We start from the raw sequence: 17,335 nt of genomic DNA, 5'->3' as shown, positions 1-17,335 counted from the left end.
CTTATGCCTCGACGGTATTCATCAGGACAGCCATTTCATCTTTTACCGACTGCACCTGCGGGCCAATCACCACCTGCAGGTTGTGCTGGTTGAGCTGCACCACGCCGATGGCGCGATTCGCTTTCAGCGCGGCGCTGTCGACTTTGCTCATGTCGTTAACCGACAGACGCAGGCGGGTGATGCAGTTATCGAGCGAAACGATATTTTCGGCGCCGCCGAGCGCGGCCAGAATCGCCGGAACGTTATAGCCTGATTTTCCGGTCACGCCGGTGACGGCCTTTTCGAAAGCGCTATTAGTTTCAATATCGCGTCCCGGGGTTTTCAGGTTAAAACGGGTGATAGCGAAACGGAAGATGCCGTAGTAAACCGCGAACCAGATAGCCGCGACCACCGGCACCAGATACCACTTGGTGGACAGACCGTGCAGAATGCCGAACACCACAAAGTCGATAACGTTGCCGTCGGTGTTGCCGATAGTCACGCCGAGGATAGCCATCATGGTGAAGCCCAGCCCGGTCAGCAGCGCGTGGATAACGTACAGCACCGGTGCGACGAACAGGAACAAGAACTCCAGCGGTTCCGTGGTACCGCCCACCACGCAGGCGATAACGCCGGAAATCAGCAGTCCCTTAATTTTATGCCGGTTTTCCGGACGCGCGCAGTGGTACATCGCCAGCGCCGCGCCCGGCAGGCCGCCGAGAAATGCCGGCATTTTCCCCTGCGAAAGGAAACGGGTCGCGCTTTCGGAGAAGCCGTGGGTGGTCGGACAGCTGAGCTGGGCCTGGAAAATCGTCAGCGCGCCGCTAACGCTATGACCGCAAACGTCCATGGTGCCGCCCGCCTCGGTAAAGCGGATCAGCGCCACCAAAATATGGTGCAGGCCGAACGGCAGCAGCAGGCGTTCTCCGGTGCCGAAGATCATCGGTCCGAAATCCCCGGCGCTATTGATGACCTGGCCGAGGGCATTAATTCCCATGGCGAAAACAGGCCAGATCAACGGGATCACCAGACCGACCAGGCCGAGAACCACGGTAGTAATAATTGGAACAAAGCGGGTGCCGCCAAAAAAGGCCAGCGCGTCGGGCAGGCGGATATTGTGAAAACGCTCATGCAGCATCCAGACGATGATCCCGGCGATCACCGCGCCAAGGATCCCGGTATCGATAGACTGAATACCGATAATATTCTGAATGTTATTCGCTTTGAGGACGGCGGCATCGGTGGTCGGCAGAATGCCTTTGGCCGTCAGCCAGAAGTTAACCGCCAGATTCATCACGGCGTAGCCGACAAAACCGGCAAACGCGGCGACGCCCTTGTTTTCCCGGGCCAGGCCCAGCGGAATGGCGATACAAAACATCACCGGCAGAAAGCTGAAGGCAAAAGAGCCGACTTTGCCCATCCAGATGAAAACGGCCTGCAGCAGCGGCACGTCCAGCCACGGCAGAAGCGTCAGGACATCATGGCTGCTCAGAGAGCTGCCGATCCCCAGCATGATCCCGCAAAAGGAGAGCAACGCCACGGGTAACATGAAGGTTTTCCCTAACTGCTGGAAAAACTCCCATAAGGTAATTTTGCTTGCTGTTTTCGCCGTCATAACATGAATCCTGGTTCTTAAAGTTAGCGGTAGGATGAAGCGCAACGGAAAGATAAAACGTTTTACCTAATTTTAGTGCGATAAAAATCACATATTCCGGCGATAATAACGTTTATAAAGAGAGTATCTTGATAAAACGTTTTATCGACAGCCAAAGGGAGCCAGCCTGCAGTTATGGCTATCGCGAAAAAAATCACCATTAATGATGTCGCCCAGGCGGCGGGGGTATCGGTCAGTACGGTATCGCTGGTACTGAGCGGCAAGGGGCGTATTTCCTCGGCCACCGGCGAGCGCGTCAATCACGCTATTGAGCAACTGGGCTTCGTGCGTAACCGTCAGGCGGCGTCTCTGCGCGGCGGGCAGAGCGGGGTGATCGGTCTGATCGTCAGCGACCTATCGAAGCCTTTCTACGCCGAGATGACCGCCGGATTGACCGACGCGCTTGAGTCGCAGGGGCGAATGGTGTTCCTCACTCAGGGGGGACACAGCGGTGAAAAAATGCTTCAGCGTTTTGATACCCTGGTGGCGCAAGGGGTCGACGGCGTAGTGATTGCCGGAGCGATCGACCAGGGAGCGGAGCTGCGCGATCGCGCGGCGCAGGCCGGGATGCCGCTGGTGTTTGCTTCCCGCGCCAGCTATCTCGACGATGTTGACCTGATCCGCCCGGATAATATGCAGGCGGCGCAGATTGTCACCGAACACCTGATCCGCCGCGGCCATCAGCGCATTGCCTGGCTGGGAGGGCAGAGCTCGTCCCTGACGCGCGCCGAACGGGTGGGCGGCTACTGCGCCACCTTACTGAAGTATGGCCTGCCGTTTCATAGCGAGTGGGTGCTCGAATGCGAGTCGAGCCAGAAGCAGGCGGCGGAGGCGATGGCGGCGCTGCTGCGGCAAAACCCGACAATTAGCGCCGTGCTGTGCTACAACAGCGTGATCGCCACCGGGGCGTGGTTTGGGCTGATGCGCGCCGGGCGGCAGAGCGGCGAAGCTGGCGTCGAAAGCTATTTTGAACAGCGGATAGCGCTGGCGGCATTTGCGGAACTGCCCGAGGATGCGCTGGACGACCTGCCGCTGACCTGGGTGACGACACCCGCCCGGGAGCTGGGGCAAAGCCTGGCGGAGTGCATTTTACGCCGAATGGAAGAGGGCCAGGGCGCGGCGAGAAACCAGATCATTTCTCCGCGACTGATTACCCGAAAATAGCCCCTGGTAAGGGGCTATTTGTCGTTTACTGCTGTGGCGCTGCGGGTGGAACTACGTCTTGCGGCGCGTCATCTTGCGGCTGAGTTTCCTGCGGCGCTGCGGGTTCAGCGACGGCGGGAAGCGCTAAACCGAACATTCCGGCAAACTCATCCAGCGGCATTTTCTGCCCGTTCAGCGTGACCTGGCCGTCAGCGTACTGCAGGCTTGAGGTGATCGCGTTATCTTCCATGGTCGTGATGCGGAACATCTGGCCCATCGCCGCCAGGCCTTTCACCTGCTGATCCGCAAGCTTAGCGGCGTCGGCGGGCTGATAACCTTCCAGCCCGGCAATCTGGGTCATAAACGCCGTCGCCATATCGACCGGGATCACCAGCTTGCCGTCGAGAGATTTAACGCTACGATCCACTTCATCCGCCAGCGTCTGCGACGGGGTAGTGGTCAGCGACGGGTCTTTCAGCAGAATCGACAGGTTAAGGGTGGTTTCGCCTTTCGCATTGCGCCAGCTCAGCGGCGAAATGGTCAGGGACGGGCTGCCTTTCAGCATCATCGGCAGCGCGCTAAAGAAGGTCTGCGTCAGCGCCTGCTGATAGAGCTCAGGATTCTGCGCCAGCTGCGGATCCGCCATCAGCGCCTGCGCTTCGGCGTTGTATTTTTGACTGAACTGATGGAAGGCTGCGCCGTCAATGTTATCCAGTTTCAGGGTCAGCCGGCCGCTACCGATATCCTGATTTTGCAGCTTCAGGCTGTTGACGGTGTAGTCCAGCTGGCTGTTAATGCCTTTACCGTCGGCAGTCAGCGAGGAGTTACCGTCAATTTTCATCCCTTCGAACAGCGCCAGCTCTTTGCCTTCCACGCCAATCGCCAGTTTGTCCAGCGAGATAGCCTGTTTACCGATACGTTCGTTGAAGCTGGCCATTTCGGTGGAGCCATCGGTTTTCAGATTATTAAAGGTGAGCTGAACTTTCTGGTTGTACTCGTTGACGGCGTTAATCTGCCCGCTACCGGCTTCGCCGCTCAGGCTGAGGGTTTTCCCCTCGCGGTCGGCATTCAGCTGGAACTGCCCGCCGCTAAACGTCACTTTCTCATCGCCTTTCGCGTAATCAAGCGGGTTGAGCACGATAGCGGATTGGTTGTCGCCGCTATAAGCGATACGGGTATCAATGGTGAACGGCGTTTCGCCTTTAGCGATGTCGAACAACGCCTTGCTGGCGTCGTTATTGGTCAGCGTGGTTTTGACGGACGCCATCGCCGGAGCGAGGTTAAAGGATTTCAGCGAAGCCAGCGGGAAAGGACCGTGATCGACGACTTCATCAAACACCAGCGATTGCCCGGCGGCGAGCCAGCGGGGCTCTTTGCCGGCAATGGGCTTCAGCACCAGCTGTAAATGGCTGCGGAACAGTCCGCGCTGATAGCCCTGATATGTCAGCTCCACGCCAGCCTGCGGCGCGCTGCTTTGCAGCTGCGCATTAGCCTGCTGCACCATATCGGCAATGCGGCTTTCCAGCTGCTTCCCCGTATACCACGCGCCGCCAGACCAGACGACGCCCAGCGCGATGATAACTCCTGCTGCGACCAGCGATTTTTTCATAGCATTTGTCCATAAATGAAACCAGGCGGATCGGGCCGCCTGGTTGTGTTGTCATGATGGGTGAAAGTCTAGCAACTGTGGCTAAAAAGTTCAGTAACTTACTGGAGCTTATTAAACACGCGCGCGACGCGGCCATAGCCGCTGACCTGCACCGGAGATTCATTACAGCCGATAAACGCGGATTCACCCGGCTTCAGCGTCAGGCTGTGCTTGTCTTTGGTGATGACCGCTTCGCCCTCGACGCAGAACAGGATCGCCGCGCTATCCTGGGCGATGGTTGACGCCTGCGCCGACAGGTCGTGCAGAGAGAAGGCAAAATCATCAACTGGGATCGGGAAGTCCAGCTCCGCGCCGCGGCTGACCGGCTGGGTCAGCAGCTCGCCAGCGGGTTTGGGCGTAAATTTGACGTTCGCCACCAGTTCCGGAATATCGATGTACTTCGGCGTCAGACCCGCGCGGAGCACGTTGTCCGAGTTGGCCATCACCTCCAGCGCCACGCCCTGCAGGTAGGCGTGCGGCGTTTCCGCAAACAGGAACATCGCCTCGCCGGGATTCAGTTTGACCACGTTGAGCAGCAGCGGAGAGAAGAGTCCGCTATCGTCCGGGTAGAACTCGGCGATCAGGCGGATAGTCTGCCAGGGCTCACCCTGCTCGCTGTCCAGCGCCGCCTGCAGCACGCGCAGGGCGTGCGCTTTTTCTTCGCCCTTCATATTCAGCAGGCTGGCAAACAGCTGGCTCAGATGCTCGCCGTTCGGCTGCGCAAGGAACTGGGCAATCGCCGGATGGGCATCGGCGACCGGCTGCAGCAGATTGACGATATCGGAAAACTCACGGAAGGCGTTCATGGCGAGGAACGGCGTTAAGGCGAAAACCAGCTCAGGCTTGTGGTTCGGATCTTTATAGTTACGTTCGGCGGCATCAAGCGGGATCCCGGCGGCGTTCTCTTTGGCAAAACCGATTTCCGAGGCCTGCTTGTTCGGGTGCACCTGGATAGAGAGCGGCTGCGCGGCGCACAGGACTTTGAACAGGAACGGCAGTTCGCCGAAACGCCCGGCGACTTTCTCGCCAAGCAGGGTCGCTTTATCGCTGTCGATCGCGTCGCGCAGAGAACGCGGAGTTCCGCTATTGTCCAGAATCTGCGAGCTGCTCTTCGGATGCGCGCCCATCCACAGCTCCGCCATCGGCAGGTTGTTCGGATTAGCAATCCCATAAAGTTCGGTTAAGGCGGTATGGCTTCCCCAGGCGTAGTTTTGCACTGAGTTAATGAGCTTTTGCATTCTCAATCCCTGTTTCCACTTAATAGTCATGGCACTATTAAACCAGCAATCGACCGATAAGCAACCGGCGCGAAGAAAAAGTCGTCCTTGTCTCAGTTTTTGTTAAAAAATTGTGTAAAATCGATCGACTCGCTTTTCCACGGGCAAATGGAGTGTCTGCCTGAAATATAATCAGCTAAGCAGTAAGTGAGAGCACAATGTCGAATAAACCGTTTGTATATCAGGATCCTTTTCCACTGAAAAAGGACGATACCGAGTATTACCTCCTCAGCAGTGATTACGTCTCCGTCGCCGAATTCGCCGGCCAGGAAGTGCTGAAAGTTGAACCTCAGGCGCTAACTTTACTGGCACAACACGCTTTCCACGACGCCTCCTTTATGCTTCGCCCGGCGCATCAGCAGCAGGTCGCCGATATTCTCAACGACCCGGAAGCCAGCGAAAACGATAAGTACGTGGCGCTACAGTTCCTGCGTAACTCGGATATTGCCGCTAAAGGCGTGCTGCCGACCTGCCAGGATACCGGCACGGCGATTATTACCGGCAAGAAAGGCCAGCGCGTGTGGACCGGCGGCGGCGATGAAGCCGCGCTGGCGCAGGGCGTTTATAACACCTATATCCAGGATAACCTGCGCTATTCGCAGAATGCGCCGCTGGATATGTATAAAGAGGTCAACACCGGCACTAACCTGCCTGCGCAAATCGACCTCTACGCTACCGACGGCGAGGAGTACAAATTCCTCTGCATCGCCAAGGGCGGCGGCTCGGCGAATAAAACCTATCTGTACCAGGAAACCAAAGCATTAATTACGCCGGCGAAGCTGAAAAACTACCTCGTCGAGAAGATGCGCACTTTGGGAACCGCCGCCTGCCCGCCGTACCATATTGCGTTCGTCATTGGCGGCACTTCGGCGGAGTCCACCCTGAAAACCGTTAAGCTGGCCTCAACCAAGTATTACGACGGCCTGCCGACCGAAGGCAACGAGCACGGCCAGGCCTTTCGCGATATTCAGCTAGAGCAGGAACTGCTGGTGGAGGCGCAAAACCTCGGTCTTGGGGCGCAGTTCGGCGGCAAATACTTCGCCCACGATATCCGCGTTATCCGCCTGCCGCGCCACGGCGCGTCGTGCCCGGTGGGCATGGGCGTCTCCTGCTCGGCGGATCGTAATATCAAAGCCAAGATCAACCGCGAAGGGATCTGGCTGGAGAAACTGGAGAGCAACCCGGGCAAGTATATTCCCGAACATCTGCGTCAGGCCGGTGAGGGCGAGGCGGTCAAGGTCAACCTCAACCAGCCGATGAGCGATATTCTGGCGCTGCTGTCGCAGTACCCGGTGTCGACGCGTCTGTCGCTGAGCGGTACGATTATCGTGGCCCGCGATATTGCTCACGCGAAGCTGAAAGAGCTTATCGATAGCGGTGAAGAACTGCCGCAGTACGTCAAAGATCACCCGATCTACTACGCGGGTCCGGCGAAAACGCCTGACGGTTACGCTTCCGGCTCTCTTGGTCCCACCACCGCTGGCCGTATGGACTCCTACGTCGATTTACTGCAATCCCACGGCGCAAGCATGGTGATGCTGGCCAAAGGCAACCGCAGCCAGCAGGTCACCGACGCCTGCCATAAGCACGGCGGTTTCTACCTCGGCAGCATCGGCGGTCCGGCGGCGGTACTGGCGCAGCAGAGTATCCGTAGCCTGGAGTGCGTGGCGTATCCGGAGCTGGGGATGGAAGCTATCTGGAAAATCGAAGTGGAAGACTTCCCGGCGTTTATCCTTGTGGATGACAAGGGCAACGATTTCTTCCAGCAAATCCAAAGCTCGCAGTGCGCCCGCTGCGTGAAATAATCCCAGCCGCCCTTCGGGGCGGTTTTTTTATGCCGCTTAGCGGCACGAACGACTAAAACAACATATAAATCTGACCCATACTTTACGCTTTAAGCAGGTGAGCTTTGTCGCGATTTCGCACTTTGAATCCAAGGAGACAGTCATGACAACGTATCGCAGTGAAAAAGACTCAATGGGCGCCATCGACGTGCCTGCTGACAAGCTATGGGGCGCGCAAACCCAGCGCTCGCTGGAACATTTCCGCATTTCGACGGAAAAAATGCCGGTCGAGCTTATCCACGCGCTGGCGCTGACCAAGCGCGCGGCGGCGAAGGTGAATAACGATCTCGGCCTGCTGGCCGCGGAGAAAGCGCAGGCGATTATTCAGGCCGCGGATGAAGTGCTGGCAGGCCAACATCCGGACGCCTTTCCGCTGGCTATCTGGCAAACCGGCTCCGGCACGCAAAGCAATATGAATATGAATGAGGTGCTGGCCAACCGCGCGAGTGAGCTGCTGGGCGGGGCGCGCGGGATGGAGCGTAAGGTGCACCCGAACGATGATGTCAACAAGAGCCAGAGCTCTAACGACGTTTTCCCGACGGCGATGCACGTGGCGGCGATAATTGCCCTGCGGGAGAAGCTGATTCCGCAGCTCAACGTGCTAAAGCAGACCCTGAACGATAAAGCCGTTGCCTTCAGCGACATCGTCAAAATCGGCCGCACCCACCTGCAGGACGCCACGCCGCTGACCCTCGGCCAGGAGATCTCCGGCTGGGTAGCGATGCTGGAGCATAATTTAAAACATATCGACCATAGCCTGCCGCATCTGGCGGAGCTGGCGCTGGGCGGGACGGCGGTGGGAACCGGGCTCAACACTCATCCGCAATACGCGGTACGCGTCGCCGCCGAGCTCGCGGCCTTAAGCGGCCAGCCGTTTGTCACCGCGCCGAATAAATTTGAAGCGCTGGCGACCGTGGATGCCCTGGTGCACGCCCACGGGGCGCTGAAAGGCCTGGCCGCCTCGCTGATGAAAATCGCCAACGATGTACGCTGGCTGGCTTCCGGCCCGCGCTGCGGGATTGGCGAAATTGCGATCCCGGAAAATGAACCGGGATCGTCGATTATGCCCGGCAAAGTCAACCCGACCCAGTGCGAAGCCCTGACTATGCTGTGCTGCCAGGTGATGGGTAACGATGTCGCGGTAAATATTGGCGGCGCATCGGGCAACTTTGAGCTCAACGTCTACCGCCCGCTGGTGATCCACAACTTCCTGCAATCGGTGCGGCTGCTGGCGGATGGGATGGAGAGCTTTAACGAGCACTGCGCGGTGGGGATTGAACCGAATCGTGAACGCATCAGCCAGCTGCTCAATGAGTCGCTGATGCTGGTCACCGCGCTGAACACCCATATTGGCTATGACAAAGCGGCGGAAATTGCCAAAAAGGCGCACAAAGAGAGGGTGACCCTGAAGGCATCCGCGCTGGCGCTCGGCTACCTGACGGAGGACGAGTTTGACCGGTGGGTTCGCCCGCAAGAGATGGTGGGCAGTCTGCCTACTCGCTAGCCAGCCACAGGTGCAGCCGCGGGATCAGAAGCCTGAGCGACTGCGCCTGCGGTTTATAGCGATACTGTACGTTCTCGGCGTCATAGTTCAGTAACTCACCGAGGTCCGGCACGCTGACCCCCTTCGTGCCGGATATCAGCGCAATCATCGGTCCCGGACAGGCGTATTGCACCTGTTTTTGTTCGCCGCTGTACCAGACCCGGGCGATGGGCTGCACCTTCACCGGCCGCTTTATCTTCAGCTTTGCCCGCTGCGGCAGGGCGGCAATATCCTGATACTCTCGCTCCAGCTTGCTTTGCCACTGCTCGCGCGTCCACGGCGGCACCGCCCGCGGCGACTGCAGGCTTTTTTCCAGCTGCATCAGCACCCGGTCACGGGTGAGGTTTTTAATCACGTGCTTATTGGCCCAGCCAAAGCGAATGGTGCTCGGATCGAGCAGCGGGGTCAGGGTACGGTAGGCGCTAAGCGTGATAAGCCCCGGCAGGTGGCGATGGACCCACTCAAACCGCGCGGCGGCAGGCAGGCCGGAATCGACGGTAATAATCTTCTCAAAGGTTGCTTTGAGGGCGTTGATATGGGCGATTTTGCCTGCCAGCTCAGCCTGTTGGTTGGCGTCAGTTTGCAGGCAAATCGCGCCGGGCAAGCGCACGGCGGCCTTACTGCTGCGGGTTTCCGACTGCTGCTGGATAAACAGATGGCTGTAGTGCCTGAGCGCCATCTCCAGCGCGGTTTTGCCGGTATGCTGAACCACATTGATGCTGTCGAGCGGCTGGTGTTCCGCATCCTTGCTTACCGGCGGCAGCTCAAAGACGCGGGCGGCCAGCAGGCGGCATTGGCTCAGGGACTGTTTCAGCTCTTGCAGTTCGCGCTCGAGCTGGCGAAAGGTGCCGTTCAGACGTTCAACGAGGTCATAGCTGGCCATATTTCCCACCTTAGTTACAACATGCTTGACGTTTTTTTAACTATAGCAGACCTCAGCATCTGCGCAAAGGCTCGTCAGGCGGAGGTAAAATTCGGCAGCTGATGATACACCGGCCAGCTAAAGCAAAAACAGGCTCCGCCCAGCGCGCTCTCTTCGCAATGGACTTCCCCGGCCATAGCCTGGGCGATACTGTGAACGATAGCTAAACCGAGGCCACAGCCGCCGGTGGCGCGATCGCGGCTGGGGTCGAGGCGTACGAAAGGCTCGAAAACTCTCTCGCGCTCAGCAGGCGCGATACCGGGACCATCATCTTCGACCCGCAGCGTCGCCCGCGAACCCTGCAGCGTCAGGCCGACCTGAATACGCCGATTGCTGTAGCGCAGGGCGTTGTTCACCAGATTATCCAGCACCCGTTCCATCAGGCGCATATCCAGCGCGCCGTAATTGCCGGCCAAAATGTCGCCTGGCGCGACCTCGCGCTGGGGATTAACCGTTTGAATATCTTCCACATGATCGCGGATCCACGCCGGGAAATCGGGGGTCGTCAGCTTCAGTTCGTTCTGCGGACGGTCAAGCCGCGCGTAGGTCAGCAGCTCTTCAATCAGCGCTTCCAGCTGGCCGATGTCGCGGTTCAACGCCAGAGATTCGGCTTCGGTGAGGTTCTCGCTCATCTCGAGACGATAGCGCAGACGCACCAGCGGGGTTCGCAGCTCATGGGCGATACCATCGATCAGCTGTTTTTTGCTGGCGATAAGCGCGTTGATATTATCGGCCATCTGATTAAACGCCACGCCCAGCCGTTCGAAGCTGGACATGCTGTCGAAATGAATGCGTTCGCTAAGATGTCCGTCGCCGAAGCGCTGGGCGGCGGTCTCAATACGCAGCATGTCCTGCCAGTGCGGACGCATCCAGATAAATACCGGGAAGGCCAGCGAGATGGCGATAAAAGCCATCAGGGCCAGATCGAGCAGGCGCATCTCGTGCAAAAAATAGAGATAGGGCACCGGGCCGACGGAAAGCACGTAGTGGCTGCGCGGGATGCGCTGGATAAAGGTGTACTGATCGTCGAGAGCGACGATATCCCCGGCACGCAGATGCTGCATCGAGTTCTCCGACAGCTTGAATTTGCTGATGGGTTCGATATGCAGATCGAAAGAGAGATTGAGATCCAGCTCTTTAAGCGTTTTGCTCCAGTCGCGCGGCGGGATCTCCCGCAGCTCGCTGCGCATCAGATAGAGCGAGCTTTTCATTAAATCGTCCAGAGACTGACGCCCGGCGCGTTCGGCGGTGAATTTGTACACCAGGCCAACCATCATAGTCATCACCAGGAAGCAGACGAACAGCAGCAGGTAAAACTGCACAAACAGCTTTTTCATTAAATCTCACTTAAAAAAGGTTAAATGCCTTTCTCATACCCTCAGAGGCATCATGAGGGCATTTTCCCCGGCAGAAACTTCGTGAAAACCCCTTTCTGCATTTTCATCCGCCGCTGGATTCGCTATGAAAGCAGGGTTCGCACCGGCTGACAACATCCGCTCTGCATAAGTTATGCGGCGGGCAGTCGACACACCCGGCAATCTTGATTGCGCACACTCGAGGAGCCCATAGCAAGCGAGTGCTGACGCCGTCGCGTAAGCTTGTCAAAAAACCATTATAAGAAAGTGGTTATAGGTGAGGAGGGTTCAACTTGATATAACACCTTTTCTCATCTCTGCTGGACGTTATATGGCAATTTCGGCTAGAAACCAGCTGGCTGGTACGGTTAGCGCGACTGAACGTGGGGCATTTTGGTCAGCAAGAACCTTGCGTAACCGCCGATGCGTCCGATCATTTGCTACGAAAACGGCGATGCCCTTCAGGGGTTTATTTCCGGCGCTGCGTTTCTGGCGCGGGACCATGCTGCAAAATCTGCAGAAACCATTGGCCTGGCATAGAAATAGCCCTGAACCTCATCGCAGCCGAGGCTTCGCAAGATCTCGACCGTTTTGCGATCCTCGACGCCTTCGGCCAGGACGATGTAATCGAGCTGCTTGAGAAGCTTGATAACGTTACGCACAATAATGCGGCTGGCTTTTTCGTCGACAATATGACTCACAATAGACCGGTCGAGTTTGATGATGTCCAGGGGCATTTGCCGCAGGTAATTAATGTTGCTGTATCCCGAACCAAAGTCATCCAGAGAAATTTTAAATCCACGTTTTTTAAGCATGTTCAACCCGTTAAGCGCGGCCGGACTTTCAAGCATCTTCTCGGTTTCCAGACACTCCAATCCCAGCAGCGCCGGCTCAAGAGACGCATTCCGCAGTTTCTGTTCAAGCTCCTCAGCGAAATCGGGCCGAGAAAAGTCACTGGCGGCCAGATTAATTGACACCGGCAGAGTCAGTCCCTGGTCCCGCCACTCGCTCAGCTGCGCGATAGTGCGATCGATAACCCAGGCCGTGAGCTCACGCATCAGGCTGGTCTTTTCGACCAGCGGGATAAATTCGCCGGGCAGGATTTCGCCGTTTGTCGGATGCTTCCATCTGACCAGCGCTTCAGCACCCGTCACGCGCCCGGTCGCCAGCGAGATTTTCGGCTGATAGACCAGATATAAGCCCTGGTTTCCCTGCAGCGTTTGTCTGAGTTCGGTCAGCAGGCTGAAATCCCTCTTTTTGCGGGTATCCAGGGCGTCATTATAGGTGGTAAAACGGTGCCCCTGGCTTATCGCCTCATGCAAGGCGCTCACCGCACGACGCAGAATTTCATTCGGCGTCAGGGTGCTGTCGCACAGCCCGGAGTCACCCATGTGAATATCCAAATCCAGGGGAACTTCCGGGCCAATCCTGGCCTGGGTTCCCTGAAGGTTTTGGGCAATGTTTTCCAGCGACAGAGCCGTTGGCTCAGGCGTTAAAAAAGCAAATCGTCCGACCGCCACGGCGTAAAGCTGGCCCGCGAGAGGCAGACGTGCCTGCAGCTGAGCGGTCATGTCGCGAAGTAAGTTTTCTACGGCAATCATCCCCAATGAGCGGGCCATCTCGTAGGCAAAGGGCATATCAATGCAGTCAATGATGACCAGCCGGAAAGCGCTCACCGCCGACACCTCAATGTCCTTCAGCAGGCGCTGACGATTGGGTAATAGCGTGACGACGTCGGTATAGCCTACCGAGTGCCAGGAGGCTAAGAAGTCCGATACCAGCTCGGCCAGCGTGTTAAAGATAGCGACCTGCTCGTCGGAAAGTTCCCTGGGTTGCGTATCAAGGATACTCAAGGTACCCACGGCCACCCCATCCCGGGTTGTCAGCGGGCATCCCGCATAAAAACGAATGAACGGCGCTTCTCTGACGGCGCGATCGCGCTGAAAAACCGGGTGCTGATGCGTATCACGACAAATGAACGTTTTACCCTGTTTCAAGGTCTGTTCGCAAAATGCGTCGCCCAGGCGGGTTTCCGTGGCGGCGATATTCTGAGCGGATTTGATATATTGCTTTTCATCATCCAGCACCGAGACAAAACTCATCGGCATTTTCAGCAACTGGCAGACCAGATGCGTATACTTCTTTAATGCTTCGTCCCGTCCCTCGTCGGGATTTTTTAACAGGTCAATCGCCGCGCGTCTTTTACTTTCATCGTTGCTGAGATCGCTCAACATTTAAATACCCCCGTACAGTAGATATTTCGGTCATCCCAACCCACTCATGGTGTGAAGCTCTATACTCGCGGCGGGTATCGATAGTGGCACAATCGCCATGGTTACCACCACATTAGAATGTTTTGCGCCGATCGGTTCCGGATTCGCCAGTTTTGCATTAAGCGCAACGCTTGTTTTAAGAATAGTTAATCATTAACAGGAGGGTGCAGTGACTGTGGCGACTTAACCTGCACTCACAGCTGACCCGTGAATTAATTGTCCCAGGCGTGGGGGGCGAACAGATAGCCTTTATTGCGTACCGTTTTGATGCGATAGGGCTCGGTCGCATTGTCGAGAAGCTTTTTGCGCAGCCGCGAAATGGCAACGTCGACGCTGCGGTCCATACCATCGTAGCTGACGCCGCGCAGGTTTTTTAATAACGCGTCGCGATCCATAATTTGTCCGGCGTGCGTCGCCAGCTCCCACAGCAGATCGAAATCCGCGGTGGATAACGCGACGCTTTCGCCGCTGAGCATGACCTGGCGATTGACCGGATCGATGCTCAGGGAGCCAAAGGTGATGGCTTTATGCGGGGTGAGGGAGGAGGGGACGCTACCTTCCGGCACGGCGACGTGCTGACGCAAATGCAGGCGCAGGCGGGCTAACAGCACCGCGGGCGGCGTGGTTTTCAGGATATAATCGCTGGCGCCCATTTCGAGAGAGAGAATATGGTTCATATCGCTGTCCAGCGAAGTGAGCAGGACGATGGGGCCCTGCCATTGGCCGCGCAAATCGCGGCACAGCGTCATACCGTCTTTACCCGGCAGCATGATATCCAGCAGCACCAGATCGGGCTTTTCGCGCGCGATAACCTCTTCCGCCCGGTCGCCGCGCGGTTCTACCACCACGTCCATATCGTGTTTGCCAAGGTAGGCGGCAATCAGTGCGCCGACCTCGGCATCGTCCTCAACGAAAACAATTTTATTCATATTGTGTATGCTTGTACTCATCTATCATCGTTTGAATCGCTTTGCCAGAATCGCGGCTGAGACGGCGCATGAGGCATCATAAGGTCAGCAGCCCATTCATCGCTATCGCCATTGTAAACCATTCGGGCATTAATATGAGCTATGTATTGGTGACGAAATTCGCTATGCTTCCCGGACTTGTGGTTCAGAGCTATGCTTTCACGTGACCAGACAATGATTGCGTTAATGATGAAAGCTCTGCGTATTATGCTCACGGGGTGCGGCAAAGGTGGGCAGCGTCTGTCAGAACAGCCTCTGCCCGTAGAGAAATAGGCTGAGCTTGAGCCAGGAGAGAGCCTTATTCTGGCCTCTTTTGCCTCGCACCGTAGGGGCACAAGGCGAATTTGCAGAGACTTCTTCGATGGCAGATGAGCAACATAGGATCCTCATTGCCCGGACAATCGATATACCGGGCAAACGTTGACCACAGGATTTCCGTATAGGGGAAAGCGTGAATAACCTGTAAATCGCCGGGCTCGCCGTTAATGAGCACTTCATTTTGAGTGATGTTAATAACCGAACCAGTGTTCAAAAAATAATCACCATTATACCATATGATTAATTTGAGATTTTTAGCACTTGCCGCAACTGAAAATCCTGTTCCGGTTACAGGACATACAAGGCTATTTTCAATATTCCACTGCATGCTTAATGCGCTCCAGTAATTTATGAGCATTTTCGCGTTGATGTATATAGTTTGATAAGGTTTAAGGGGCTTTTTATTGTGCCTGAAGCGGGTCCAAACATGGAGGTTCCTTTAGCTGACGCTGACTTAGTTTAATATGGGATAATTGCACTTACATGAGTGTCTAATACTGATATTGATAATAGCAACAAGTAAAAGATTCGAAAAACCGACCGGAGATGAACTAATAAGCTGCATTGTTGGTTGTGAATAGAATAAAATTCCGCGCTGGATATCAAGATTAGATCGAAAGATCGTAAAATCATATAATTACGATCATATCTACTACGCTGCATGTCATTAATGGCAAAGTATGCTTCTTTATGAAATCGGTTTTATTTTGATATAAATCAATATAACGGACTTTATTCTGCTGTTTTTCTAAAAAGTGTCTACGCGCGCTTATTGCGAATGAGTGCAGAAAGAATAGATTTAAAGTCATCAGTTATGCTAAAAACCGCCTATATCAATTAACCGTTGTCAGGCTATTTTATCAGTATTGATTTGCATCACTTACTGCGGATTAATGGTGCGAGTAAACTGATGAGATTATTGAGTTAACATCTGCTAAATATCATTCAGGCGTTCATGTTGCGCTTTAAAATATGTGTAAACCCTTAAAGGTGATGTGCAGGAAAAATATACTGTGGTGATAACGTCAAAAATAACGATATAAAAAATGTTATACGTATAACCAGGTAATTAGAGCATGCAGATGCTTTTCGCAGTAAAAACAAATGCGTTTGTGCAAAAGATGTTCAAAATAGGGTTGATTGATTTCAAATAGCACGGTCTTTGTCAGGGGATATCATCACCTGCCATAACCACCGTTATGGAGTAGTCAAATAGGTCTTTCGCCTGTTCAGTCTGCTCGCCGTTTTTGCGCATTTATAAATTCCCGCGCTTCCGTTATGCTGCGAATACATGTTGTTTAAATGTTAAGGCAAAAAGGAATGGGGCTGTTGATAAAAGCGCTGCTCGGGGCACTGGTTGTCGTCCTGATCGGCGTGCTGTCCAAAACGAAAAATTACTATATCGCCGGGTTAATTCCGCTTTTTCCCACTTTCGCCCTGATTGCGCACTACATCGTCGCCAGCGAGCGGGGTATCGAAGCGCTACGCACCACCATCGTCTTTGGGATGTGGTCTATCATTCCGTACTTTATCTACTTGCTTTCGCTATGGTATTTCACCGGCGTTATGCGCCTGCCGTTTGCCCTGGCAGGCGCAGTGGTGTGCTGGAGCTTATGCGCGTGGCTACTCATTATTGGCTGGAGCCGTTTCCACTAGCGCAGATGGCGGCCGCCGTCGACGGCAAATGAGCGCCCGGTCACGTAGCTACTGCTGAACAGGTATTCAGTCAGGTCAATGATCTCTTTTTCGCCTGGGGCGATTTTCATCAGCGATTTATCGAGCGCCTGCCTGCGGTACTCCGCGTCATCCCCTTCATTAAATAAAATCAGCGAGGGGGCGATGGCGTTAACCTTAATTTCCGGCGCCAGCTTGCGGGCGAACGAGCGGCTCATATTATCCAGCGCCGCTTTGCTGGCGGCGTAGGCGATATGTTTGTCGCTGCCGCGCTCCACGACGTAGTCGGTGATATGGATAATATCACTGGCGGCATGACCGTGGCCGCGCAGCAGGCTCTCCAGGGCATGGTTGAGCAGGTAGGGGGCGTTGACGTGAATTTGCATCATGCTGGCGAGCACCGTGGTTAACGGGATCCCGGGCTTTTCCGCCATCCAGCCGCTGGCGTTATGAATGATGGCGCGCAGACCGCCGCTGGCGTGCGCTTCCACCTCTGCGGCGAACGCCAGAATGCTTTCATCCGTGCTGAAATCCGCGTGCAGGCAAACGGCTCCCGCTTCACGCAGCGCGTCGATGGCCGGATACCAGGTGCGATAGCTGATGATAACGGGCTGCTGGCGGGCCACAAAATGGCGGGCCAGGGCGAGGCCGATGCGACGGCCCCCGCCGGTAATCAGGATCGGGCGAGGCTGGATGTCAGCCATGGAGATCTCCTTTGAGTTCAGCGGCAGGGTAAC

13 protein-coding genes are annotated in these 17,335 nt (G+C 55.7%); 4 read left to right on the top strand and 9 right to left on the bottom strand.

Going from position 1 to position 17,335, the window contains the following annotated elements:
• Position 1 precedes the first annotated feature (1 nt).
• Complete coding sequence (gene malX / locus KOSB73_RS17755) at positions 2 to 1,594, bottom strand: maltose/glucose-specific PTS transporter subunit IIBC (protein ID WP_004134377.1); 1,593 nt, start codon at positions 1,592 to 1,594, stop codon at positions 2 to 4.
• 174 nt (positions 1,595 to 1,768) lie between these two features.
• Between malX and KOSB73_RS17750 the strand changes: the two genes are divergently transcribed.
• Positions 1,769 to 2,797: a Mal regulon transcriptional regulator MalI gene (locus tag KOSB73_RS17750; RefSeq protein ID WP_024357992.1), complete on the top strand. Its 1,029-nt coding sequence runs from the start codon at positions 1,769 to 1,771 to the stop codon at positions 2,795 to 2,797.
• A gap of 25 nt (positions 2,798 to 2,822) precedes the next feature.
• On the opposite strand, the gene KOSB73_RS17745 is transcribed toward KOSB73_RS17750, so the two are convergent.
• Both KOSB73_RS17745 and manA read right to left on the bottom strand, forming a co-directional pair.
• Complete coding sequence (locus tag KOSB73_RS17745; RefSeq protein ID WP_098140757.1) at positions 2,823 to 4,385, bottom strand: YdgA family protein; 1,563 nt, start codon at positions 4,383 to 4,385, stop codon at positions 2,823 to 2,825.
• A gap of 98 nt (positions 4,386 to 4,483) precedes the next feature.
• A complete protein-coding gene (gene manA, locus KOSB73_RS17740) occupies positions 4,484 to 5,662 on the bottom strand; it encodes a mannose-6-phosphate isomerase (protein ID WP_024357994.1) in 1,179 nt (392 codons plus the stop codon).
• A 197-nt stretch (positions 5,663 to 5,859) separates the two neighbouring features.
• Between manA and fumA the strand changes: the two genes are divergently transcribed.
• Both fumA and fumC read left to right on the top strand, forming a co-directional pair.
• On the top strand, positions 5,860 to 7,506 hold the full coding sequence (gene fumA / locus KOSB73_RS17735) for a class I fumarate hydratase FumA (protein ID WP_024357995.1): 1,647 nt from the start codon (positions 5,860 to 5,862) through the stop codon (positions 7,504 to 7,506).
• A gap of 142 nt (positions 7,507 to 7,648) precedes the next feature.
• The gene (gene fumC / locus KOSB73_RS17730; protein WP_098140756.1) at positions 7,649 to 9,049 is read left to right on the top strand and encodes a class II fumarate hydratase; all 1,401 of its coding nucleotides are present in this window, start codon (positions 7,649 to 7,651) and stop codon (positions 9,047 to 9,049) included.
• Here the strand turns inward: fumC and tus are convergent.
• The 5 genes from tus to iraM form a co-directional block, all read right to left on the bottom strand.
• A complete protein-coding gene (gene tus / locus KOSB73_RS17725; protein WP_049088919.1) occupies positions 9,039 to 9,971 on the bottom strand; it encodes a DNA replication terminus site-binding protein in 933 nt (310 codons plus the stop codon). The genes fumC and tus overlap by 11 nt on opposite strands.
• 74 nt (positions 9,972 to 10,045) lie before the next feature.
• Positions 10,046 to 11,347, bottom strand: a complete 1,302-nt coding sequence (gene rstB, locus KOSB73_RS17720) for a two-component system sensor histidine kinase RstB (RefSeq protein ID WP_098140755.1) — start codon at positions 11,345 to 11,347, stop codon at positions 10,046 to 10,048.
• Positions 11,348 to 11,826: 479 nt separating this feature from the next.
• The gene (locus tag KOSB73_RS17715) at positions 11,827 to 13,599 is read right to left on the bottom strand and encodes a bifunctional diguanylate cyclase/phosphodiesterase (RefSeq protein ID WP_098140754.1); all 1,773 of its coding nucleotides are present in this window, start codon (positions 13,597 to 13,599) and stop codon (positions 11,827 to 11,829) included.
• A 251-nt stretch (positions 13,600 to 13,850) separates the two neighbouring features.
• Complete coding sequence (rstA, locus tag KOSB73_RS17710; protein WP_004134406.1) at positions 13,851 to 14,567, bottom strand: two-component system response regulator RstA; 717 nt, start codon at positions 14,565 to 14,567, stop codon at positions 13,851 to 13,853.
• 337 nt (positions 14,568 to 14,904) lie between these two features.
• On the bottom strand, positions 14,905 to 15,252 hold the full coding sequence (gene iraM / locus KOSB73_RS17700; RefSeq protein ID WP_049085423.1) for an anti-adapter protein IraM: 348 nt from the start codon (positions 15,250 to 15,252) through the stop codon (positions 14,905 to 14,907).
• Between the two features lie 992 nt (positions 15,253 to 16,244).
• On the opposite strand from iraM, the gene KOSB73_RS17695 reads away from it, so the two are divergent.
• Positions 16,245 to 16,580 (top strand): GlpM family protein, encoded by a 336-nt coding sequence (locus KOSB73_RS17695; RefSeq protein ID WP_004119621.1) that lies wholly within the window; start codon positions 16,245 to 16,247, stop codon positions 16,578 to 16,580.
• Here KOSB73_RS17695 and folM read toward each other — a convergent pair.
• Entirely contained in the window at positions 16,577 to 17,302 is a 726-nt protein-coding gene (gene folM, locus KOSB73_RS17690) for a dihydromonapterin reductase (protein ID WP_004134410.1), read from the bottom strand. The genes KOSB73_RS17695 and folM overlap by 4 nt on opposite strands.
• Between the last annotated feature and the right edge of the window lie 33 nt (positions 17,303 to 17,335).

The organism is Klebsiella grimontii (assembly GCF_900200035.1).
GTDB lineage: Bacteria > Pseudomonadota > Gammaproteobacteria > Enterobacterales > Enterobacteriaceae > Klebsiella > Klebsiella grimontii.
The sequence above is the reverse complement of the archived record's forward strand: the minus strand, read 5'-3'. Positions and strand labels throughout refer to the sequence as shown.